We start from the raw sequence: 17,534 nt of genomic DNA, 5'->3' as shown, positions 1-17,534 counted from the left end.
ATCAAAAGGTAGTCACACTCATGACACCCCACTTCATTCGCCAACTCGTCATTCACACGATCTGCAATGTGACCGGCGAAACCCCTAAAGACATTACGCCCCTCGAGAGGGTTGAATTGAATACACGTGATTGGGAGCAGGTCTTTAGCCGGCTGGAAGCGACCCTCGACATCCAGATCAGTATGTTGACTTCGGCCGAACGTTCGATCTCCATCGACGCGTTGATGCGTGTGCTGCATGCAAGGCTAATAGACGACATCGTCACCTGACCGATACGTGATCGGACTCGTCGTGTGTCCTGAGGCGCGGCCTAACCTCAGACCATCTGAATGGCTGAGGACGTCGCATGATGTATTGCTTACGCGGCTCGCCGGGCAGTCGCTACGGGCGCGCTCATCGTCCGCCCACCTCTGCACTCTCGGACTGCCCTCGGCCATAATGCATTTAACAAAGGCCTGACTCGTATGAAAATCTTGAAGTTGACGCCCTTTTTCCATCATCCAGATACTGACTCTTGGCCAGCGGCGTACGACTCGGTAGGAGGTATGCAGGTTCAGACCTGGCGACAAGCAGTTTGGCTCGCTCAGGAGGGTGTCCATCAACATGTCATGACGATTGGTTTTCCCGGGCTGCCCAAGCTGCGTCAGTTGCATCCGTTTCTGTGGGTGGAGCGCATGCTACTACCCATCCCACGGATACGGTCCGAATTCAGCGGTTTGATAGGGCTGACGCAGTCGTGGGCCGTGGCAACACTGTCTGCTTTGCTCCAAAAAGGGCGTAAATATGATTTCGATATCATTCACACGCACCTCGACGGACAAATTCCGGCGCTGCTGGTGGCCTGTTTAGCGCCTCGATTGCTACGACGCCCGTTGATCCTGACGGTGCACTGCTCTCGCCTCGCGGTTTACACGCCGCACTCCCGGATTGACATGCTTCAGCATCGTCTGGCCCAGTGGCTGGAGCGCAAGGCCGTGGGCACGGCCTTCGCGGTAATCGCCCTGACCCAACGAACCGCTTCCAAACTCACACTCGATGCTCGTCATGTCGCGATCGTTCCCGACGTGGTCGACACCACACAATTCGCGCCGCCTCCGCAAGAAAGTGTAACTGCGTTCCGCAAACGTCATAATCTACGGCGGCAAACGGTAGGCTTTGTCGGCCGCATCGCGAAAGAAAAGGGATGGCAGCATCTCATCCCACTCGCTCAAGCACTTCGCGAGCAAGAGTGCGACTTACTGATCGTCGGCGACGGGACACAACGGGATCGGCTGCAGCACGCCATTGGCGAAGCCGGACTGCAGGACTGGGTGACGGTTACGGGCTTCATCCCCAATCACGAAGTACCGCTGGCGATGGCGGCCTGCCGTCTGATCGTGATGCCGTCAGCATATGAAGAGTTCGGGGGTGTCAGCATTGAAGCTCTGGCCACTGGTGTCCCGGTAGTGGCTTTTGCCGTTGGCGGCCTTCCAGAAATTCTACACGGCATTACTCCCGACCTGCTGATCGAGCCGGAGAATACACCCGCGCTGATTGCACGAGTCAATGCGGTGCTGGCCGGGCGCCACTCTCAGAGTATCGATCCGGCTCGGTTGCGTGCCTACATTGAGCAACGGTATACCCCTTCCGCAATGGGCGCCCGAATCCTAAATCTATACCGGTTGGCGCTCTTCGACTCTACGAAACCTGTCAGACCATGAGTCCCCCCACGCAGCATCGATAACGGCTTGGCCAACGGAAAACTACCCGCCACGGAAGATTCTCTATGTCGCTGATTCACCTTCCCAACACCGTTTCAGCATCAGAAGTAGTGCAGTGCTTGCGCGAGCACGGCTATGCCATCATTGACAAACTGGTGCCCGGTACCGCTATGGATCGCATCGCCGAAGAGCTCGAACCCTACACGGCGGTGACGCCCTTCGGACCCGACGGCATTCTCGGTAAACGAACTAAACGCACCGGCGGCCTTATTGCGCGATCGGCAGGGGTGCGTGAATTAATTCTCAATCCTACAATTCTCGATACTACACAGTGCTTTCTCTCGCACGCTACGACGTTTCAAATCCATTGCACGCAGGTCGTGTCCATTCATCCGGGGGCAGGATCACAGACCCTCCACCAAGACGAGGTGGCCTGGGACATGTTCCCCTTTCCCCACGACTATCACGTGCAATGCAACACACTATGGGCCATGACCGACTACTCCGTGGAGATGGGCGCCACACGCATCGTACCCGGCAGTCACCAAGCGGGACGCAGCATCGAGTTTGAAATTTCGGCCAGCTTTCCTGCAGAGATGGAAAAGGGATCGGTGCTCGTCTACGACGGAAAGGTTTACCACGGCGGCGGAGCCAATCGCTCCGACAGAGTCCGGTCGGCTATCAACCTGACTTATGCGCTCGGCTGGCTTCGGCAAGAGGAAAACCAGTTTCTGTCCTGTCCGCTGGAAATTGCCCGTACGCTGCCGGACGAACTGCTGCGTCTTATGGGTTATCAGTGCGGAGCGTTCGCCCTAGGCTACGTCCACGGGTTCGAGGATCCGATGACTGTATTGGGTCGGAGTCAACCTGGCAAACTAGTGGGCGCCGAATTGATGCAGAAGGCCGAGCAGAGCGAGGATCGCAGGTCTTTCCTGCGGGAAGTCAAATTCGATTGAGAATTGTTTGGAAAGCGGTGGGAGTCGAGGCCTGAGCCCTTGCGTTTACCGCGATGCGCGGCGTTTCGGCGCGCATCGGTAGACACTCCCGGCGGTTACTGCTCCCCAAACATTGCCGTCCAGTAAATCCCGGCATCACTCTTGGGATCGACGGCATATGCCGCCCCCAACTCCTTGAATTGCGGGTTCATGATATTGGCGCAATGCCCGGGGCTGGCCAGCCAGCCATCCACTACCTTGCGCACGGTATCTTGCCCTGCCGCAATATTCTCGCCCACCTGCTGCCCGGCATACCCCGCCAGCTCCGCCCGATCGCCTGGCATGCGCCCGTCCCGATCCTTGTGGTCGAAGTAGTTGTTGTTGGCCATGGCCCGGGAATGCTCAAGTGCGGTCGAACCCAGCGTGGCATTCCAAGCCAGGGGGGCTGCAGCGGTAAATGGCTGGCCGCCACACTGGCGCGCCTGCCCACGCGCACTGTTGACCTCAGCCAGGATTTTTTGCCCTTCACTCTGGGCATCGCCCAGCTTCGCGGCCAATAACGGCCGTGCCAGCACGATTCGCCAATCGCGTTCGATACGACTCACACCGATATCGATAAATTGCGGGTCGAGCACCACCTGGCAGAAACTTTCCTGCACCGCTTTCACCGCTGCCTGGGCATCCCGTGGGCCAGAAAGGGTAATGGCTTGCACATTAGCCATCGGGTAAGCCGCCCGCGCCAGCGCCTGCTGCAGATCAACCTGGGTGCCGGCCTGCAATACCAACCGCGCATCGGGCTTGAGCGGCGGCAACTCCAACGAAGCCTGGCCACCGCAGCGCTGGGCCTGGCTGCGATAGCTGTTGATCGAGTCGACCAACTGGGATTCCTCGCTGGCCGAGGCAATGCTTGCCATCAAAAGCCCCACTGACAGCGCCGCTCCTTGCACTGCGGTTGAAATAACGCGCATGTAAATCTCCCCTGGCTTTAATAGTTTCCATCTGCATTAAAGACTGATCTAACGTCGTGAGGTTCGACCGGCCTTCTCAATTGCCTGGAATCAGGCCTGCTCGCACTTCTATGTTGAATCTGCGGTCTATCTCGCTCTGCCGCCCACAACGTCTATGCTTGAGCCCGTCAGCCCATTCACTGAGCGTCCTCGAGCCTATGACCGCTCCCAACGCCTGGATCATCTGCGAACACTGCGACTCGGTGTATCAGGCCGTCCCTCTGGCCAAAGGCCAGACCGCGCGTTGCATACGCTGCGCGGCCATCCTGGATCGTGGTGGTGGGCTCAGTATCCAGCAGCTGCTGGCATTGTCCATCGGTGCGGCGTTGCTGTTTATCCTCGCCAATGCCTTTCCTGTGATCACCATCAGCCTGCAGGGCCTGAGTAATCAGGCGACTTTATTGGAGTCTGTCGAAGCGCTGGCTCAAGGGGAGATCAGCGTCATGGCGGCGATCGCGGGGTTGACGATCATTCTGGCGCCCATGCTGCAAATCATCCTGCTGTGCTGGGTGCTGAGTTTTGCCTTGGCGCACCGCGCCGCGCCGGGCTTCAAGCTGTGCATGCGAACCCTGGACCAGCTGCGGCCCTGGAGCATGCTTGAGGTTTGCCTTCTGGGGATTCTGGTCGCCATCGTCAAGCTTGCGGGCATGCTCGATGTGCATCCGGGGCTCGGGTTATGGGCGTTGGCCATGCTCACCGTGCTGATTATCCTGATCTCCGGCAAAGGTATTCGAAGGCTCTGGGATGACCTCGAGGAGGTCATGTCATGAGCATGCCGCCCTATGCCCGGGAGCTGAACCTGGTGTTGTGCCACACCTGCGAGCAGGTCTGCCCGGACAGCGATCACTATTGCTCGCGCTGTGATGCCCCCTTGCATCGGCGCAAGCCCAATAGCCTGGCGCGAACCTGGGCACTGCTGCTGGGCAGCCTGATCTTCTATATCCCTGCCAACGTGATGCCGGTGATGTTCACCAATATTTTCGGCAGCGGCAGCGAGAACACCATCCTCAGCGGGATCATGGAGTTCTGGCACGCCGGTGAATGGGACCTGGCACTGATCATTTTCATCGCAAGCGTGGCCGTGCCGTGCATGAAGTTCCTGGTGTTGGCGACCCTGCTGATTACCTGCCAACGCCGCAGCCGCTGGGCCATGCGCGAGCGGGCCAAACTGTACCGGCTGGTGGAAGTGATCGGCTATTGGTCGATGCTGGACGTGCTGGTGGTGGCCCTGATCGCCGCCCTGGTGCAATTTCGCTCGCTGAGCACCATCGAGCCGCGCGTGGGCATCTTGTTTTTTGGCCTGGTGGTGGTCCTCACCATGCTGGCCGCCATGTCGTTCGATCCAAGGCTTATCTGGGACGCAGAGGAAGAAAATGGCTGATCACCCAAGCTCTAACACAACCTCCTCTCCCGGCGCGCCGGAGGTCAAGCGCAGGCGTTTCAACGTCTCGCTGGTCTGGTTGGTGCCGATTGTCGCGGCCTTGGTCGGCTTGTCGATGGTGATCCACAACGCCAGGCAAGCCGGGCCGCAAATCAAGGTGAGTTTCCTGACCGCCGAGGGCCTGGAAATCAACAAGACCCAAGTCAAATACAAGAACGTGGTGATCGGCAAGGTGACCGACATTGCCTTGGCAGAGGACCGCAGCCTTATCACCGCCACGATCGCCCTGGAGGGTTCAGCCAAGTCCTTTGCCTCTGAAGACTCACGCTTCTGGGTGGTGCGCCCGCGCATCGGTGCAGGCGGCGTGTCCGGGATCGACACGCTGCTGTCCGGCTCGTTTATCGGCGCCGACGCCGGTGCTTCGACCAAGACCCGCAAGGAATTTGTCGGGCTGGAAACCCCGCCGCCCATCACTTACGGCCAAAAAGGCACGCGCTACACCTTGCGCACCGACAACCTGGGCTCGCTGGATATCGGTTCCAGCGTCTACTACCGGCGCATCCCGGTCGGTGAGGTGGTCTCCTACGAACTCACAGAAGACGGTAAAGGTGTCGAAGTACAGATCTTCGTCCATGCGCCCAACGACCAATTCGTAACCCGCGATACCCGTTTCTGGAATGCCAGCGGCGTCGATCTGAGCCTCAGCGCCGAGGGGATGAAGATTGATACCCAATCGGTGTCATCGATTCTGGCCGGCGGCGTGGCCTTCGTCGAACCCAATTACAGCCCCAACCCGCAATTGGCCGAGGAACTCACCCAGTTCACGCTGTTCAATGATCGCGAGACCGCCATGGCGCCTGCGGATGGCCCGCCCCGGTACATTCGCATGCGTTTCAACCAACCCTTGCGCGGCTTGGTGGTCAACGCCCCGGTGGAGTTTCATGGGATCAACCTGGGGCGGATAGTTTCGATTGACCTGGACTACGACGAGGTCAACAAGACATTTCCGACCGTGATTGGCGCCGTGATTTATCCCAGCCGCCTGGGCAAGGCTCATCGCAAGATGCAGGAAACTTTCAAAGCCGATGACGAAGCGCAGTCGGTACAAGTGATGGCCGAACTGATCGCCCGCGGCCTCAGGGCCCAGGCACGGACTGGCAATCTTTTGACCGGCCAACTCTATATCGCGCTGGACTTCGACCCCACGGCCAAGCCGGTTGTCTTTGATGTCAGCGCAAGGCCTGTGGAAGTTCCGACCGTGCCGGGTAGCCTGGATAAACTTCAGGAGCAACTGCAGGGCATGGTCGACAAGCTCAGCCGATTGCCGCTAGAGCAGATCGCCAGCAACCTCAACGGCAACCTTGTCGAGATGCAGAAAACCCTCAAACAGGTCAATGGCGCCGTGCTCCCTCAATTGCGCAATACCCTGGTCGACACTCGCAAGACCCTGGCTTCGGCCAATGACAGCGTCGCCGAAGACTCGCCGCAACGTCAGGAGCTGGGCCAGACCATGGAGGAAATCAAGCGCACTGCCCGCTCGGTACGGGTGTTGACTGACTTCCTCAGCCGCCATCCCGAGGCGCTGATTCGTGGGCGCATCCAAGACAATAAGCCAGACAGCTATCAATCGCCGCCCTCCTCTTCTCGCGAGGTTGACCCGCAATGAACACGATGACGCTAAGGACGATGGCCATCGTCGCCACACTGGGCCTTGCCGCCTGTAACTCGGCACCCACGCATTACTACACCCTGATGCCCACTGCCACTGACTCGCCCGCACCGCCGCCGACCACCGGGCCAGGCTTTCAGTTCGAGATGCAGCCGGTACGTATCCCTGTCCAGGCAGACCAGCCCCAGGTGGTCATCCGTCAGTCCAGTGGTGACCTGGCGCTACTGGAAACCGAACGCTGGAGCGCACCGCTGGCCGATGAGTTCCATGACGCCCTGGCCCACCAGCTTGAGCTCAAGCTGGGCACCCGCGACCTGGCGGGCTTTGCCAAACGCGCGGGTGTGCCCATCCTTTCGGTGCAGGCCGACGTGCGTCGCTTCGATTCGGTGCAGGGGCAATACGCCCTGAACGACGTGGTCTGGAACCTTCGGCTGCGCGGCGACGGTATCAAAACCCGCAACCTGACCTGCAGCAGCGTCATCCGCCAAGCGGCGGGCGCTCAAGTGGCGGATGTGGTGCAGGCCCATCAACAGGCCATCGGACAACTGGCGAGCATTATCGCCAGTACCGCTGGCAACTGGTCCAGGCAGCCAGGCACTGGCTGCCCGTGAAGGGGGCTCAAGGCGCAGGCACGGTGTCCAAGCCGAGCGTCGTCGGCTCGGTCGTGGCCAGGCTGCCTTCGACCTGTCCTGCGATGTACAAGGTGCCGGCCATCACCCCGGATTGCGGGTTCTGCACCAGTTTCAACCAGGCTTTGTCGAAAGAATTCCCCAAGCTGCTGCGTATCAGCGCCTCGCTGTCGGGCCGGTCGTTGGCCTGGATGATTGCCCGCACCCCTGCCACCCCCACTGAAATCAACGCCCCGGCGATCTTGCCGGCCACCGCTGCCACCGCACTGGCTGCGCCCCGGGGCGCCATTTCAGCCTCGATCCGTTTACTGGCACGCTTGGCCACCGGCCCCATGCCTGCATCGGTCGAAGCAATACCCTTTGCGCCGCCTGCCGTATGGATTTTGTCGATCAGCGCGGCATAGGCCGGCAGCGTTGCCAGCGCTTCGGTGCTCACCACCTGATACAGCGACGCGTCACGGGCGGGCGGTGGCCCCAAGGCAATCGCCGGGATTTTCTGGATTCGGCCGTTAAGTTGCGCCATGGGCACACCATGGCGCTTGGCGATCACCTGTAATTGTTGGCCCAGGGTCTGCACGTAATAGGCCGTGGCCTGGCCCAGAATGGCGTCAGGGTCGATCTCCACGGCCACGGGCGCCAGCACTTGCTCCTGATATTCCTCCAACAGATACGCCGCCAGGCGCTTGGCCGCTGCGTCCTCCTCGCCGTTGGCATTGAGGCTGTACCAATTGACCTTCATCGAGATCCATTCCTGAGTCCAATAGCCGCTGAACCAAGGAATGAACTTCTCCTCGGTTTGCTGATAAACCCGCGTGCGCCAGTGCTCCATGGAGCCACGGGCGTATACCTTGGCCTGTTCGGTGGCTTGTTGGGATGCGCCGATGATTTCCCGGTCTATTTGCTGCCAGGTGTGCGGGGAGACCACCACGGGCGCAATCACCTGCGGCGTGCGCACAGGCGTGGCGCAGCCTGCCAATACCACCATCAGGGCGATCATCAGCGAGCGCAGGTTCACGAATTCGACTTCCTGGCGAGGGTGCTTTGCGGTTATCTCTGAGTATAGGTCGCAGGCATTGCGGCCATTGAAGGCAGGCGACCATCGTCATTCGATGCGAAAATTCCAGACAATCTCCACCACCCGCAACGCAATCACCAGATAGAAAGCCGACAAAACGAGCTGCAACAGCACGTGATAACGCAGCTTGGCCACCTGATGCAGGCCATCGCTGATATTCAGCACCATCAGTACAGCGGATATGACAATCAGCGCCCACCCAACGACGTGTGCGCCCAAAAAACCGATAAAAACCGGAAGCTCGCCTCTCAGGGCGCTGGTGCCTGCGGCGAATAGAAAAGCACACACCAACAAGTTCTTGATGTTATCGAACACCTTGGCGTTCAAGTCCTTGTCCAGCAGGTTCAAGTACTGCCGCCAGATCTTCTTCATGGCCAGGCTCCTGATCGGTGCATCGTCCCTGCATAGCCTAGTCTTGCCTGGCAATATCAACCGATATCTCCACCGCCGGAATCGTTCCTCTGTTCTCAAGCCAGTGCGTGGTGTTCCTGTCCTCGGGCCAGCCCACTCCCGGCCCATAGATGTGGGAGCCGGCTTTAGCCGGCGAATGCGCCGCGCGGGCGGCGCTCGATTTACGCAACAGCGCAAAACCCAAGGCAAGCGCCTGGAGGCCTTGATACGGCCTTCCTCCCGTCATTCACAGGGTGAACGCAGGGTGCCTGCCAACAGATCGCATGAGCCCCACGAGGTGCCCGCCTTGGTTTTTCCTTTGTTCTTGAGATCGAGCGCCGCCCGCGCGGCGCATCGCCGGCTAAAGCCGGCTCCCACATTGGTTGCAACGTGCCATGGCCTGTGAGAGTGGAGTTGTCAGCCACGCGCAATCCGCCCGAAACCACAAAAAACTAAAGCCGAACCACCAAGGCTAACAACCCCAACCCCACAGGCCATGGCACGTTGCAACAAATGTAGGAGCGGCGGGGGCGCCTAGCCTTCAGCCGCGATGCGCCGCGCGGGCGGCGCTCGATCTCGGCAACAGCACAAAACCCAAGGCAAGCGCTTGGAAGCCTTGTCGCTCCTACATTGGTTGCAACGTGCCATGGCCTGTGGGGTTGGCGTTGTTAGCCTTGGAGGTTCGGCTTTAGATCTTTGTGGTTTCGGGGGGATCAGAGGTTCCTGCCTTTGATGGCGGCGATTCTATCCAATTTGGTGTTTTAAGGATTTTCGCACAGAACCTAGACTGCAGCGCGCCGGGTACTGGCGAACGCACTGGTGCCGAGCCAGCGCCAGAGATTTTCCGCATCCTGCACCGGACCTTCTACACGCAGTTCCCGCGACTGAAGAACCTCCTTGGGCGTACGATCGCCCGTCCACACTTCGGTCAACGCGCGCACGCTAGAGTCCACGACGAGCGTCAGTTCGCGTCCGGGGTCGTCGCGACAAAGATCTGCCACACCCTGTTCGACCACGAGCCACCATTGTTGCTCGCCGGATCGGGCGTCGCGGAACTTGAATTGGATGACTACCGGCCGGGGCGGGAACATCTCGAGGCGCGCGAACCGGCGCACGTCCCACATGAGCAGGCCCGCGTCGAGTTCGTCGTCGCGTAGACGGCTGCCTATCCAGCGCGCGCCCCAATGGCCTAGCGCCATGATGATGGGGCGCAATTCCTCGCCCGCCTCGGTCAGGTTGTACTCCCATACTTTGCCAGCAGCCCGGCGATGCACCACACCGATCTCTTCCAGATGACGCAGCCGCTGTGCCAGCAAGCTGGTAGACATCCGTGGTACGCCGCGGTGCAGTTCATTGAAGCGCTTACTGCCGCACAGCAGCTCGCGAACAACCAAGGGTGTCCAGCGCTCGCACAGTGCTTCAGCACCGCGCGCAACCGTGCAGAACTGACCGTAGCCCTCTTCCATCGCCTGTCCTCCGCAATCACAACACTTCAGATTCTGAACTAGCCTCGCGACTGGCGCGCGCGCACTCTGAACGTCGATAGCCAACCACCGAAGGAGAACGCCATGACCACGATAGCCATCATTCAGCGTCCGCCCGTGCTGCTCGATCGCAGCGCGACGATCGCCCGGGCCGTGCAATCGGTCGCTGAGGCAGCGGCGGCGGGAGCCTCGCTGATTGTGTTACCCGAATCATTCATTCCAGGTTACCCGTCATGGATCTGGCGGCTGGCAGCGGGCAAGGACGGGGCGGTAATGGGCCAGTTGCACACTCAACTGCTGGCCAACGCCGTTGATATTGCTAACGGTGACTTGAGCCAATTGTGCGAATCCGCCAGCGTTCACGACGTGACGATCGTGTGCGGCATCAATGAATGCGACCGGCGCAATGGCGGCGGTACGCTCTATAACAGCGTAGTCGTTATCGGTCCGAACGGTGAAGTGCTCAACCGACACCGCAAGCTGATGCCAACCAACCCCGAACGCATGGTGCATGGTTTCGGAGATGCGAGCGGGTTGCGTACGGTCGATACTCCCGTCGGTCGGGTGGGTGCGCTTATCTGCTGGGAAAACTACATGCCGCTGGCGCGCTACGCTCTGTATGCCCAAGGCGTGGAAATCTACATCGCCCCCACCTACGACTATGGCGAAGGCTGGATCAGCACGATGCGTCACATTGCACTCGAAGGTCGATGCTGGGTGCTGGGCAGTGGCACTTCGCTACGCGGCAGCGACATCCCCGAAGACTTTCCGGCGCGCGAGCAACTGTTTCCTGATCCGGACGAGTGGATCAACGACGGCGACTCGGTGGTGGTCAGTCCTCAAGGCCGGATCACAGCCGGTCCATTACACCGAGAAGCGGGCATTCTGTATGCGGACATCGACGTCTCACTCGTGGCGCCAGCGCGGCGAGCGCTCAACGTCACCGGGCACTATGCGCGCCCAGACATTTTTGAACTGCAGGTCCGGCGCTCGCCGGCGACGGCGGTGCGCTACATCGACGGGTGAACCCAGGCAACGCTCAGGCGATCCATGCCCTCTGCGGCGGTATCGCGTAACAACCGATAGAGGAGTCATTCCATGAGCATTCAAAAGTCTTATAAAGGCCGTTGTTTTTGCGGCGCAGTCGAGTTCACGGTCAGCGGTGAGCCCGCCGCGATGGGCTATTGCCATTGCGAGTCATGTCGACATTGGTCAGCCGGGCCGATCAATGCCTTCACGCTGTGGAAACCCGAGGCTGTGCAAGTAACCCAAGGGGCTGACAAGATCGGCACCTACAATAAGACACCGCAGAGTTACCGTAAATGGTGCAAGAACTGCGGTGGGCACATCTTCACCGAACACCCGGAAATGGGGCTCATCGACGTGTATGCCACGGTCATCCCGGAACTCGCGTTTTCGCCAGGCGTTCACGTCCACTATCAGGAGACCGTGCTGCGTATCAAAGACGGATTGCCTAAGCTAAAGGATGTCCCCAGCGAATTAGGCGGATCGGGCGACAGCCTGGATGAATAGTCAGCAGCGCCCCCCTGCCGGGGGTTTCCCGCGTTTCGTTAGCGAGCCTCCAAGCCCTTGAGTATGCGTATTGTAGTGCTGGCCCTGGTCCTGACACTGTTCGGCTGCGCTACCTCGTCCGGCACACCGAGGGGCGAGGACGGCGGTTGGCGGTCCTTCTATGTCGTGAATCATGGTCTGCATACTGGGTTGGTGATTGCGCGCCCCGATCTACTTCAGGTGCTTCCCGCACTGGCCGAAGCATTCGGCGACGGTGACTTCGTCGAATTCGGCTGGGGTGACGAGGACTTTTATCGGGCCCCACAGGCCACCTTGAGCCTCGCCCTGCGGGCCTTGTTCGGGTCGACGGCAACCGTGTTGCATGTGGTCAATATTGTCGGAGACCCCAGGCGGCGTTTCGCCGCAAGCGAGGTCATCGAGGTGCGGGTGACGGAGGACGGCTACCGACGACTGCTCGCGTTCGTGGCGGGGACCTTCACCCACTCAGCGACGGGCGCCTTGCCGGCACTCGGGCCTGGCCTGTATGGCGAGAGCCGGTTCTACCAGGCCGAGGGCAGCTATTCACTGTTCTATACCTGCAATACCTGGGTCGCAGAGGCGCTGGCCGCGAGCAGTTGCCCTATGTCGCCTAGAGCGGTAGTGACAGCGGGGAACGTCATGTCGCAGTTGCGCCGGGCGACAGCGGCGGATGCATCTTGCCTGGTTACCCGCTAACCCGCGCCTGACTCACCCAAAATCCTGTTTGCGAAATTGCATATCGCTTGTCACCGACGTTTGACTACGCTCAACAGATCGGTCCGTACTGAAATCCAAAAAATGGCGGCCATCAGCGGATCCAGATGGGTATCAAGACGGTCACTCATAAGGGAGACGACTATGTATGCGGTGATAAGAACCTACTCGGGTCCTGGCGCAAAGCAGCTTTTCGATGTTTTAGAACAGCAAAAGGCCGACGTCGAAGCTGCGCTCCGGAAAGTCTCTGGCCTCGCAAGCTACACCTTGTTACCTCTCGGTGATGGCGGTATGTCGGTGACCGTTTGCACGGACAAGGCCGGCACCGATGAGAGCATGAAAGTCGCGCGTGACTGGATTCAGAAAAACGCCTCGCACATCCACGCGAACCCACCGGTCGTTACGGAGGGTCCAGTCATTGTGCAGATCAATTAGCGCGCCTCGGCGATCCCCCACGACAATATCCATCAGCGTGCGGTCCTGGTCGCTGAGGCGCTCTTTGAGAGTCACTTAATAGCGAATCCATTCACTGATCCGCAGACCCCGTAACGGCGAAAATGTTGCAGGGCACTTGATACAGAACATGCTCCGTCGTACTGCCGACCCATTTGCCCAGCCCCTTGCGATGCGCATTTCCCATGACTATCACATCGGCCCGGTGATGCGCTGCAAAGTCGGCCAGCGCTTTGCCAGGCGGCCCTTCAACGAAGTGTTGTCGCTCAGTGGGCACGCCGTAGTGGGCGGCCAAGGCGATAAATGTCTTTTGCAGTGACTTGCGCACATCGTTGCTGAAGCCAAGCATCGTCACTGCACCAGCGCCTGCGTCGGATATATGTGTCTGCGATAGATCGTAGGCATACAGCAGATGCAGCTCCGCGCTGCATTGCATCGACAATCCGTTCGCCGCCTGGATGATGCGGTCGTTGATGCCTGTGATCTGAGTCTCGGGTTGTGACGGATCGACTGCCGCCACGACCACCCGCGGAAGTGGACACCTGACTTCACTGACCAGATGCACAGCCACCGGACATTCGCGCAACAGGTGCCAATCCAGAGGCGTAATGAAAACGCGTTTGAGCGCTGACTCGTGTTGCACGTCCTTGATAACCAGATCCGGCTGCATTTCTTCCACATGCCGAAGTATTTCTTGCAGCGCGGTGCGAGTCACAAGCACTTCGGTACTCACCACAACCCCGCGCCCACGGATCAGATCAGCCTCATCCTGCAGCCACTTTTCGTTCTCTTTCTGGCAGGCCTCACGAAAGCGCGCACCGGCGCTCATCAAACCCAAGAGGTTGGAGTCTTCGATAAACACCGTGATGTGCAGCGCTGCGCCAGTGGCTTCGGCAATGGCGACAGCTCGTTCCATCGCCGGCGTGTGACGCATGGCTGGACCGGCTATCAGAAAGAGTCGTTGATATTGGCTCATGTACACCTCCAAACGTTACGGGATATCGAGTTCCCCCAGCGCTCTCGCCTGTCACACCACCGACGATTTACTATCGCCTCAACTATCTGGATCGACACTATCAATATACGCCTGGATTCCATCAAATTCCCACTTGGCCGTGTCGAGGTGAGGCGCGAACTCAAGTCACCTTACTGCCGGAGTGCTGAGACGATTACGTCAACACACACTTCACTCACAGGGACGGACTAAAGCCCGTCTCTTAACCAAACGTTAGGTATTGCGCGTCGCTGACAACTCCAATCTCACAGGCCATGGCACGTTGCAAAAAATGTAGGAGAGGCGGGGGCGCCTAGCCTTTAGCCGCGAATGCGCCGCGCGGGCGGCGCTCGATCTCAAGAACAAAAGAAAACCCAAGGCAGGCACTTCGTGAGGCTCATGCGATCTGTTGACAGGCACCCTACGGGCTCACCATGAGAATGAAGAGGATCGCATCAAGGCTTCCAGGCGCTTGCCGTGGGTTTTGCGCTGTTGCCCAAATCGAGCGCCGCCCGCGCGGCGCATTCGCGGCTAAAGGCTAGGCGCCCCCGCCTCTCCTACATTTTTTGCAACGTGCCATGGTCTGTGAGGTTGGCGTTGTTAGCCCTTGGTGGTTCGTTGATGTCCTGGCCGCTGATGAAGATCGCGGTACGCGGCATGGCCTGGTGGCTGCGATGTACGCCGGCGCGGCGCTGGCAACGCGAAATCCTCGGCGCTTGCACGATGCTGGCCCTGTATGGAATCGAACTGGCGATCTTCATGCTGTTGTTTTGATGCGTGATGTGCGCCCAATCCCCTGAGAGGCTTGTGATGACAGAAGACGATAAGAAATTCATGACCCGGGCCATTGAGCTATCGGAGAAGACCTCGCTGATCGAAAGCGCCGGCGGCGTGTTCGGCACGGTCATCGTGCAGGACGGCAAGATTATTGGCGAAGGTGCGAACCGAGTGGTCGCCGAAAATGATCCGACTTGGCACGGCGAAATCGAAGCCATACGCAATGCCTGCAAAGCCACGGGCAGCTTCAAGCTGCACGGCGCGACGCTGTATACCAGCGCAGAGCCCTGCCCGATGTGCATGGCCGCCGCCTACTGGGCCGGCATCTCGCGCATCTTCTACGCATCGACCAATGGGGACGCCCTGGAATACGGTGACTTCGACGACAGCATGATTTACGGCGAAATGAAAAAGCCGATGGCCGAGCGCTCCATCCCCAGCCAGCAGATCATGCGCACAGAAGCCGTTGATGTGTGGAAGCGGTACAAGAACAAGGATGATCGTGTGCCGTACTGATACGGCGAGTGTCCTGCAGATCGGAGTTCGCTATGGACTCCGATCATTCAGGATAAACAGATCCCCTTCCACGCCTGCGTCACCGTGTTTACGACTCTCCGCCGCTGAGTCGTAGACGATCAGCAGAACCTCCGCACCCTGCTCACTAGAATCAAACAGACACATGCCCTCAGCATGATCGTCGCCTTGCCCAAACGGCACCTCCAGCACCGTCTCCAATTGATCGGTAAAGACTACGCTTTCCTCGTCTGATGCAAAGCCGCCGCGCCAGCGGAAGACTGTTACCGGTCCGTCCAGGTCCATCGTCGGTCCCGCCAGAATCAGTAGGTCGTCGCCGCTGCTGCACAGGTCACGCACACCCAGGCCATTCAGGTCGAAGAAGTGCTTGCGGTAGCGGCGCCCATCCGGACCGATCTTGTTGAGTACCAGCGTGTCAGTCGAGTCGCCGTTGAGTTCGGGCTCGATCTCCAGCAGCACGGTCCAACCGCGAAGCACCGGCCCCCGCAACCCCAACAAAAGGCGCGAGCCTATTACCGCCAACCCTTCGATATCGAAACCGTTGTCTTTACCCGGGATGCGCAGAAAGTCTCGTAACTGATCGTCTTTGGCAATTTCAATGGTTAGGTCGTTGCCGACCTCGTTGCCATGCAACTGCGCCGCTGTTCGTCCATCGGCCTCTACCTTGTCGGCGAGTACATAGCTGTTGCCGTCCTGTACCACAGGGATGCGCGCCAACAGAAAGCGATTGCCGTCCGCCACTACCGTCGATAGTCGCTTGATATTCTTCTGCGCAGACTGGTCGGCCTCGGCCTTCTTGCGCTTCAGACTATGGGAGCCCACCACCCAGAGGTAGCCACTGTCTTGGGCAAAGGCCAACCCCTCGATATCGATCTCGGCGTCTGGCTTCGATAGAGGTAGGTCCAGATACTTCCCGAGAGGGAACGACTGATGCTCGTCGCACGTCACCACATCGCCTGGCGCAGCATCGTGGATGCTCAGGCGTTCCAGGCTCGTGCTTTCGTCGTTGGCCACCCAGAGTGTGCCACCCATCTGCAGAGCGACCGAAAGGCCATCGCGCAACGACGCAAACGCCGGATCAAAGTGCAACATCACCGCATTGCTTCGCTCGCTCATGAGCGCTCTCCTGTCTTTATGGGGTGAAGCGAAGAAGCCGTTGTCGAGGTTAGTGGCTGCCCGGCGACAATCAAGGCTGTTCGCTAGTCCGTTTTTTCACAGGCAATAGAGCGCAGAAGAATAGCTCGGTCGAACGTAGGCATGCGCAATGCTTTCTTACCGACGGCAAATGACAATTTCCAGCCCCTCTTCATCAGCCGGAGGCTGGAAGTTGATGCCCAACGCCACCGCGGTGAGCAATCCATGGAGAAGGTCCGCTTTCGGACCAGGCTGTGTAAAAGCATTGGCCAAACATCGAACTACGTTCTCACTCAGCCCGTAAGCGGCTTCATGACTTCGGATACGATATTAGCAACTTGTGCGTCATACGTTTCCTGAAGTTTGGCTAGTGCAACTGCCTCGTGGCTGGGGTCAGCCCTGAGCGCATCAATGCGCTTCTTGAGACGATCTGCTTCGATGCGATATTTGGAGTCATTAAGCAGCTTCATCGCTTCGACAAAGGCTTCGATCGAAGTTTGCGTGCCGCTTTTCACGTTGAAAAACTTCTGAAGCTGGGCTGCCGAAAGCAGTGCTGGCGCGAATTCACGCAGATTCTCCCGCTCCGCGCCATCGAGCGCCACGACCATATATGGCTCATCACCATCATAGGGTCGAGCATTTGCATCGACGAGGCCGCGACCATTTTCGAAGCTCAGGCCGGACGGGTCGAACGAGCTGTTACAGAAGATGCGGAAGTCGGCCTTTGCGAACGAACCCAAGGGAATGGTGAAATCGAGTGTCTCGGTGCACTGGAACCTGGGAACAGGATGTGGAACGACACGGTGAACGCGAATTGGATTCGGGCGAGATCGAGAGCCTCTAAACCGAACATACCTCTTCCTCTCATCTGTCGGCCCCTGCCAAGCAGCAGAGCCCCGAATCGCTGAATAGCAATGACAATAGCCCACTGTGCAGTGAACGCATTGTTGCATTGTGATTATCCAAACGACTGATGAGTCAGAAGATGAGGTCTAATTTGATAAACTAACAAATGATAATCAGCATTAAAGCTTGCTGGCGGAGGCGATCTCACTGCAGATTAAATATTTTTCATGTTACAGCTTTGGAGTAGGAGCTGGCTTTAGC

Annotated in this window: 20 protein-coding genes and 2 pseudogenes; 13 read left to right on the top strand and 9 right to left on the bottom strand. The window is 58.9% G+C overall.

The annotated features are described in order from the left end of the window. Positions 1-20: 20 nt before the first annotated feature. The 3 genes from AC3IX4_RS13540 to AC3IX4_RS13530 all read left to right on the top strand — a co-directional run bounded on the left by AC3IX4_RS13540 (position 21) and on the right by AC3IX4_RS13530 (position 2,656). A complete protein-coding gene (locus tag AC3IX4_RS13540; RefSeq protein WP_489261008.1) occupies positions 21-269 on the top strand; it encodes a DUF6137 domain-containing protein in 249 nt (82 codons plus the stop codon). Positions 270-464: 195 nt separating this feature from the next. After that, a complete protein-coding gene (locus AC3IX4_RS13535) occupies positions 465-1,700 on the top strand; it encodes a glycosyltransferase (RefSeq protein ID WP_489261007.1) in 1,236 nt (411 codons plus the stop codon). Between the two features lie 65 nt (positions 1,701-1,765). Then, positions 1,766-2,656 carry a phytanoyl-CoA dioxygenase family protein gene (locus tag AC3IX4_RS13530; RefSeq protein WP_489261006.1) on the top strand — a complete coding sequence of 297 codons (891 nt, stop codon included), beginning with the start codon at positions 1,766-1,768 and terminating at the stop codon, positions 2,654-2,656. Positions 2,657-2,751: 95 nt separating this feature from the next. Here AC3IX4_RS13530 and AC3IX4_RS13525 read toward each other — a convergent pair whose 3' ends face one another. Then, the gene (locus AC3IX4_RS13525; RefSeq protein WP_489261005.1) at positions 2,752-3,603 is read right to left on the bottom strand and encodes a CAP domain-containing protein; all 852 of its coding nucleotides are present in this window, start codon (positions 3,601-3,603) and stop codon (positions 2,752-2,754) included. A 197-nt stretch (positions 3,604-3,800) separates the two neighbouring features. Here AC3IX4_RS13525 and AC3IX4_RS13520 point away from each other — a divergent pair, with 197 nt between their 5' ends. From AC3IX4_RS13520 to AC3IX4_RS13505, 4 genes are read left to right on the top strand one after another with little or no spacing between them, the layout of a single operon-like run. Beyond that, complete coding sequence (locus AC3IX4_RS13520) at positions 3,801-4,412, top strand: paraquat-inducible protein A (protein WP_489261004.1); 612 nt, start codon at positions 3,801-3,803, stop codon at positions 4,410-4,412. Continuing rightward, a complete protein-coding gene (locus tag AC3IX4_RS13515) occupies positions 4,409-5,023 on the top strand; it encodes a paraquat-inducible protein A (protein WP_489261003.1) in 615 nt (204 codons plus the stop codon). The genes AC3IX4_RS13520 and AC3IX4_RS13515 overlap by 4 nt, the downstream gene beginning before the upstream one ends. Further along, complete coding sequence (locus AC3IX4_RS13510; RefSeq protein ID WP_489261002.1) at positions 5,016-6,689, top strand: PqiB family protein; 1,674 nt, start codon at positions 5,016-5,018, stop codon at positions 6,687-6,689. Before AC3IX4_RS13515 ends, AC3IX4_RS13510 begins: the two co-directional genes overlap by 8 nt. 5 nt (positions 6,690-6,694) lie before the next feature. Beyond that, entirely contained in the window at positions 6,695-7,303 is a 609-nt protein-coding gene (locus AC3IX4_RS13505; protein ID WP_489261281.1) for a PqiC family protein, read from the top strand. A 7-nt stretch (positions 7,304-7,310) separates the two neighbouring features. On the opposite strand, the gene AC3IX4_RS13500 is transcribed toward AC3IX4_RS13505, so the two are convergent. The 4 genes and pseudogenes from AC3IX4_RS13500 to AC3IX4_RS13485 form a co-directional block, all read right to left on the bottom strand. Beyond that, positions 7,311-8,336, bottom strand: a complete 1,026-nt coding sequence (locus tag AC3IX4_RS13500) for a hypothetical protein (RefSeq protein ID WP_489261001.1) — start codon at positions 8,334-8,336, stop codon at positions 7,311-7,313. A gap of 87 nt (positions 8,337-8,423) precedes the next feature. Beyond that, on the bottom strand, positions 8,424-8,768 hold the full coding sequence (locus tag AC3IX4_RS13495) for a hypothetical protein (protein ID WP_489261000.1): 345 nt from the start codon (positions 8,766-8,768) through the stop codon (positions 8,424-8,426). A gap of 37 nt (positions 8,769-8,805) precedes the next feature. Beyond that, a pseudogene (locus tag AC3IX4_RS13490) lies at positions 8,806-8,916 on the bottom strand (cupin); the annotation flags it as partial. Positions 8,917-9,568: 652 nt separating this feature from the next. Further along, complete coding sequence (locus AC3IX4_RS13485; protein ID WP_489260999.1) at positions 9,569-10,252, bottom strand: winged helix-turn-helix transcriptional regulator; 684 nt, start codon at positions 10,250-10,252, stop codon at positions 9,569-9,571. A gap of 102 nt (positions 10,253-10,354) precedes the next feature. Between AC3IX4_RS13485 and AC3IX4_RS13480 the strand changes: the two genes are divergently transcribed. From AC3IX4_RS13480 to AC3IX4_RS13465, 4 genes are all read left to right on the top strand, one after another. Beyond that, the gene (locus AC3IX4_RS13480; RefSeq protein ID WP_489260998.1) at positions 10,355-11,296 is read left to right on the top strand and encodes a carbon-nitrogen hydrolase family protein; all 942 of its coding nucleotides are present in this window, start codon (positions 10,355-10,357) and stop codon (positions 11,294-11,296) included. Positions 11,297-11,368: 72 nt separating this feature from the next. Beyond that, on the top strand, positions 11,369-11,803 hold the full coding sequence (locus AC3IX4_RS13475) for a GFA family protein (RefSeq protein ID WP_489260997.1): 435 nt from the start codon (positions 11,369-11,371) through the stop codon (positions 11,801-11,803). Between the two features lie 63 nt (positions 11,804-11,866). Then, on the top strand, positions 11,867-12,517 hold the full coding sequence (locus tag AC3IX4_RS13470; RefSeq protein ID WP_489261280.1) for a DUF2459 domain-containing protein: 651 nt from the start codon (positions 11,867-11,869) through the stop codon (positions 12,515-12,517). A 162-nt stretch (positions 12,518-12,679) separates the two neighbouring features. Then, positions 12,680-12,970, top strand: coding sequence for a hypothetical protein (locus AC3IX4_RS13465; RefSeq protein ID WP_489260996.1), 291 nt, complete (start codon positions 12,680-12,682; stop codon positions 12,968-12,970). A 91-nt stretch (positions 12,971-13,061) separates the two neighbouring features. On the opposite strand, the gene AC3IX4_RS13460 is transcribed toward AC3IX4_RS13465, so the two are convergent. Beyond that, positions 13,062-13,964 carry a universal stress protein gene (locus AC3IX4_RS13460; RefSeq protein WP_489260995.1) on the bottom strand — a complete coding sequence of 301 codons (903 nt, stop codon included), beginning with the start codon at positions 13,962-13,964 and terminating at the stop codon, positions 13,062-13,064. A gap of 639 nt (positions 13,965-14,603) precedes the next feature. Here AC3IX4_RS13460 and AC3IX4_RS13455 point away from each other — a divergent pair. Both AC3IX4_RS13455 and AC3IX4_RS13450 read left to right on the top strand, forming a co-directional pair. Next, positions 14,604-14,756, top strand: coding sequence for a hypothetical protein (locus AC3IX4_RS13455; RefSeq protein WP_489260994.1), 153 nt, complete (start codon positions 14,604-14,606; stop codon positions 14,754-14,756). Positions 14,757-14,792: 36 nt separating this feature from the next. Then, positions 14,793-15,275 (top strand): nucleoside deaminase, encoded by a 483-nt coding sequence (locus AC3IX4_RS13450; protein WP_489260993.1) that lies wholly within the window; start codon positions 14,793-14,795, stop codon positions 15,273-15,275. A 30-nt stretch (positions 15,276-15,305) separates the two neighbouring features. Here the strand turns inward: AC3IX4_RS13450 and AC3IX4_RS13445 are convergent, their stop codons facing one another. The 3 genes and pseudogenes from AC3IX4_RS13445 to AC3IX4_RS13435 form a co-directional block, all read right to left on the bottom strand. Further along, a complete protein-coding gene (locus tag AC3IX4_RS13445; protein WP_489260992.1) occupies positions 15,306-16,409 on the bottom strand; it encodes a DUF3616 domain-containing protein in 1,104 nt (367 codons plus the stop codon). 311 nt (positions 16,410-16,720) lie between these two features. Next, positions 16,721-17,167 (bottom strand): hypothetical protein, encoded by a 447-nt coding sequence (locus tag AC3IX4_RS13440; RefSeq protein WP_489261397.1) that lies wholly within the window; start codon positions 17,165-17,167, stop codon positions 16,721-16,723. Positions 17,168-17,205: 38 nt separating this feature from the next. Then, positions 17,206-17,280, bottom strand: a pseudogene (locus AC3IX4_RS13435) (hypothetical protein); the annotation flags it as partial. Between the last annotated feature and the right edge of the window lie 254 nt (positions 17,281-17,534).

It is taken from the genome of Pseudomonas sp. KH_021, assembly GCF_057838865.1.
This window is presented reverse-complemented; position numbering and strand designations above follow the sequence as displayed.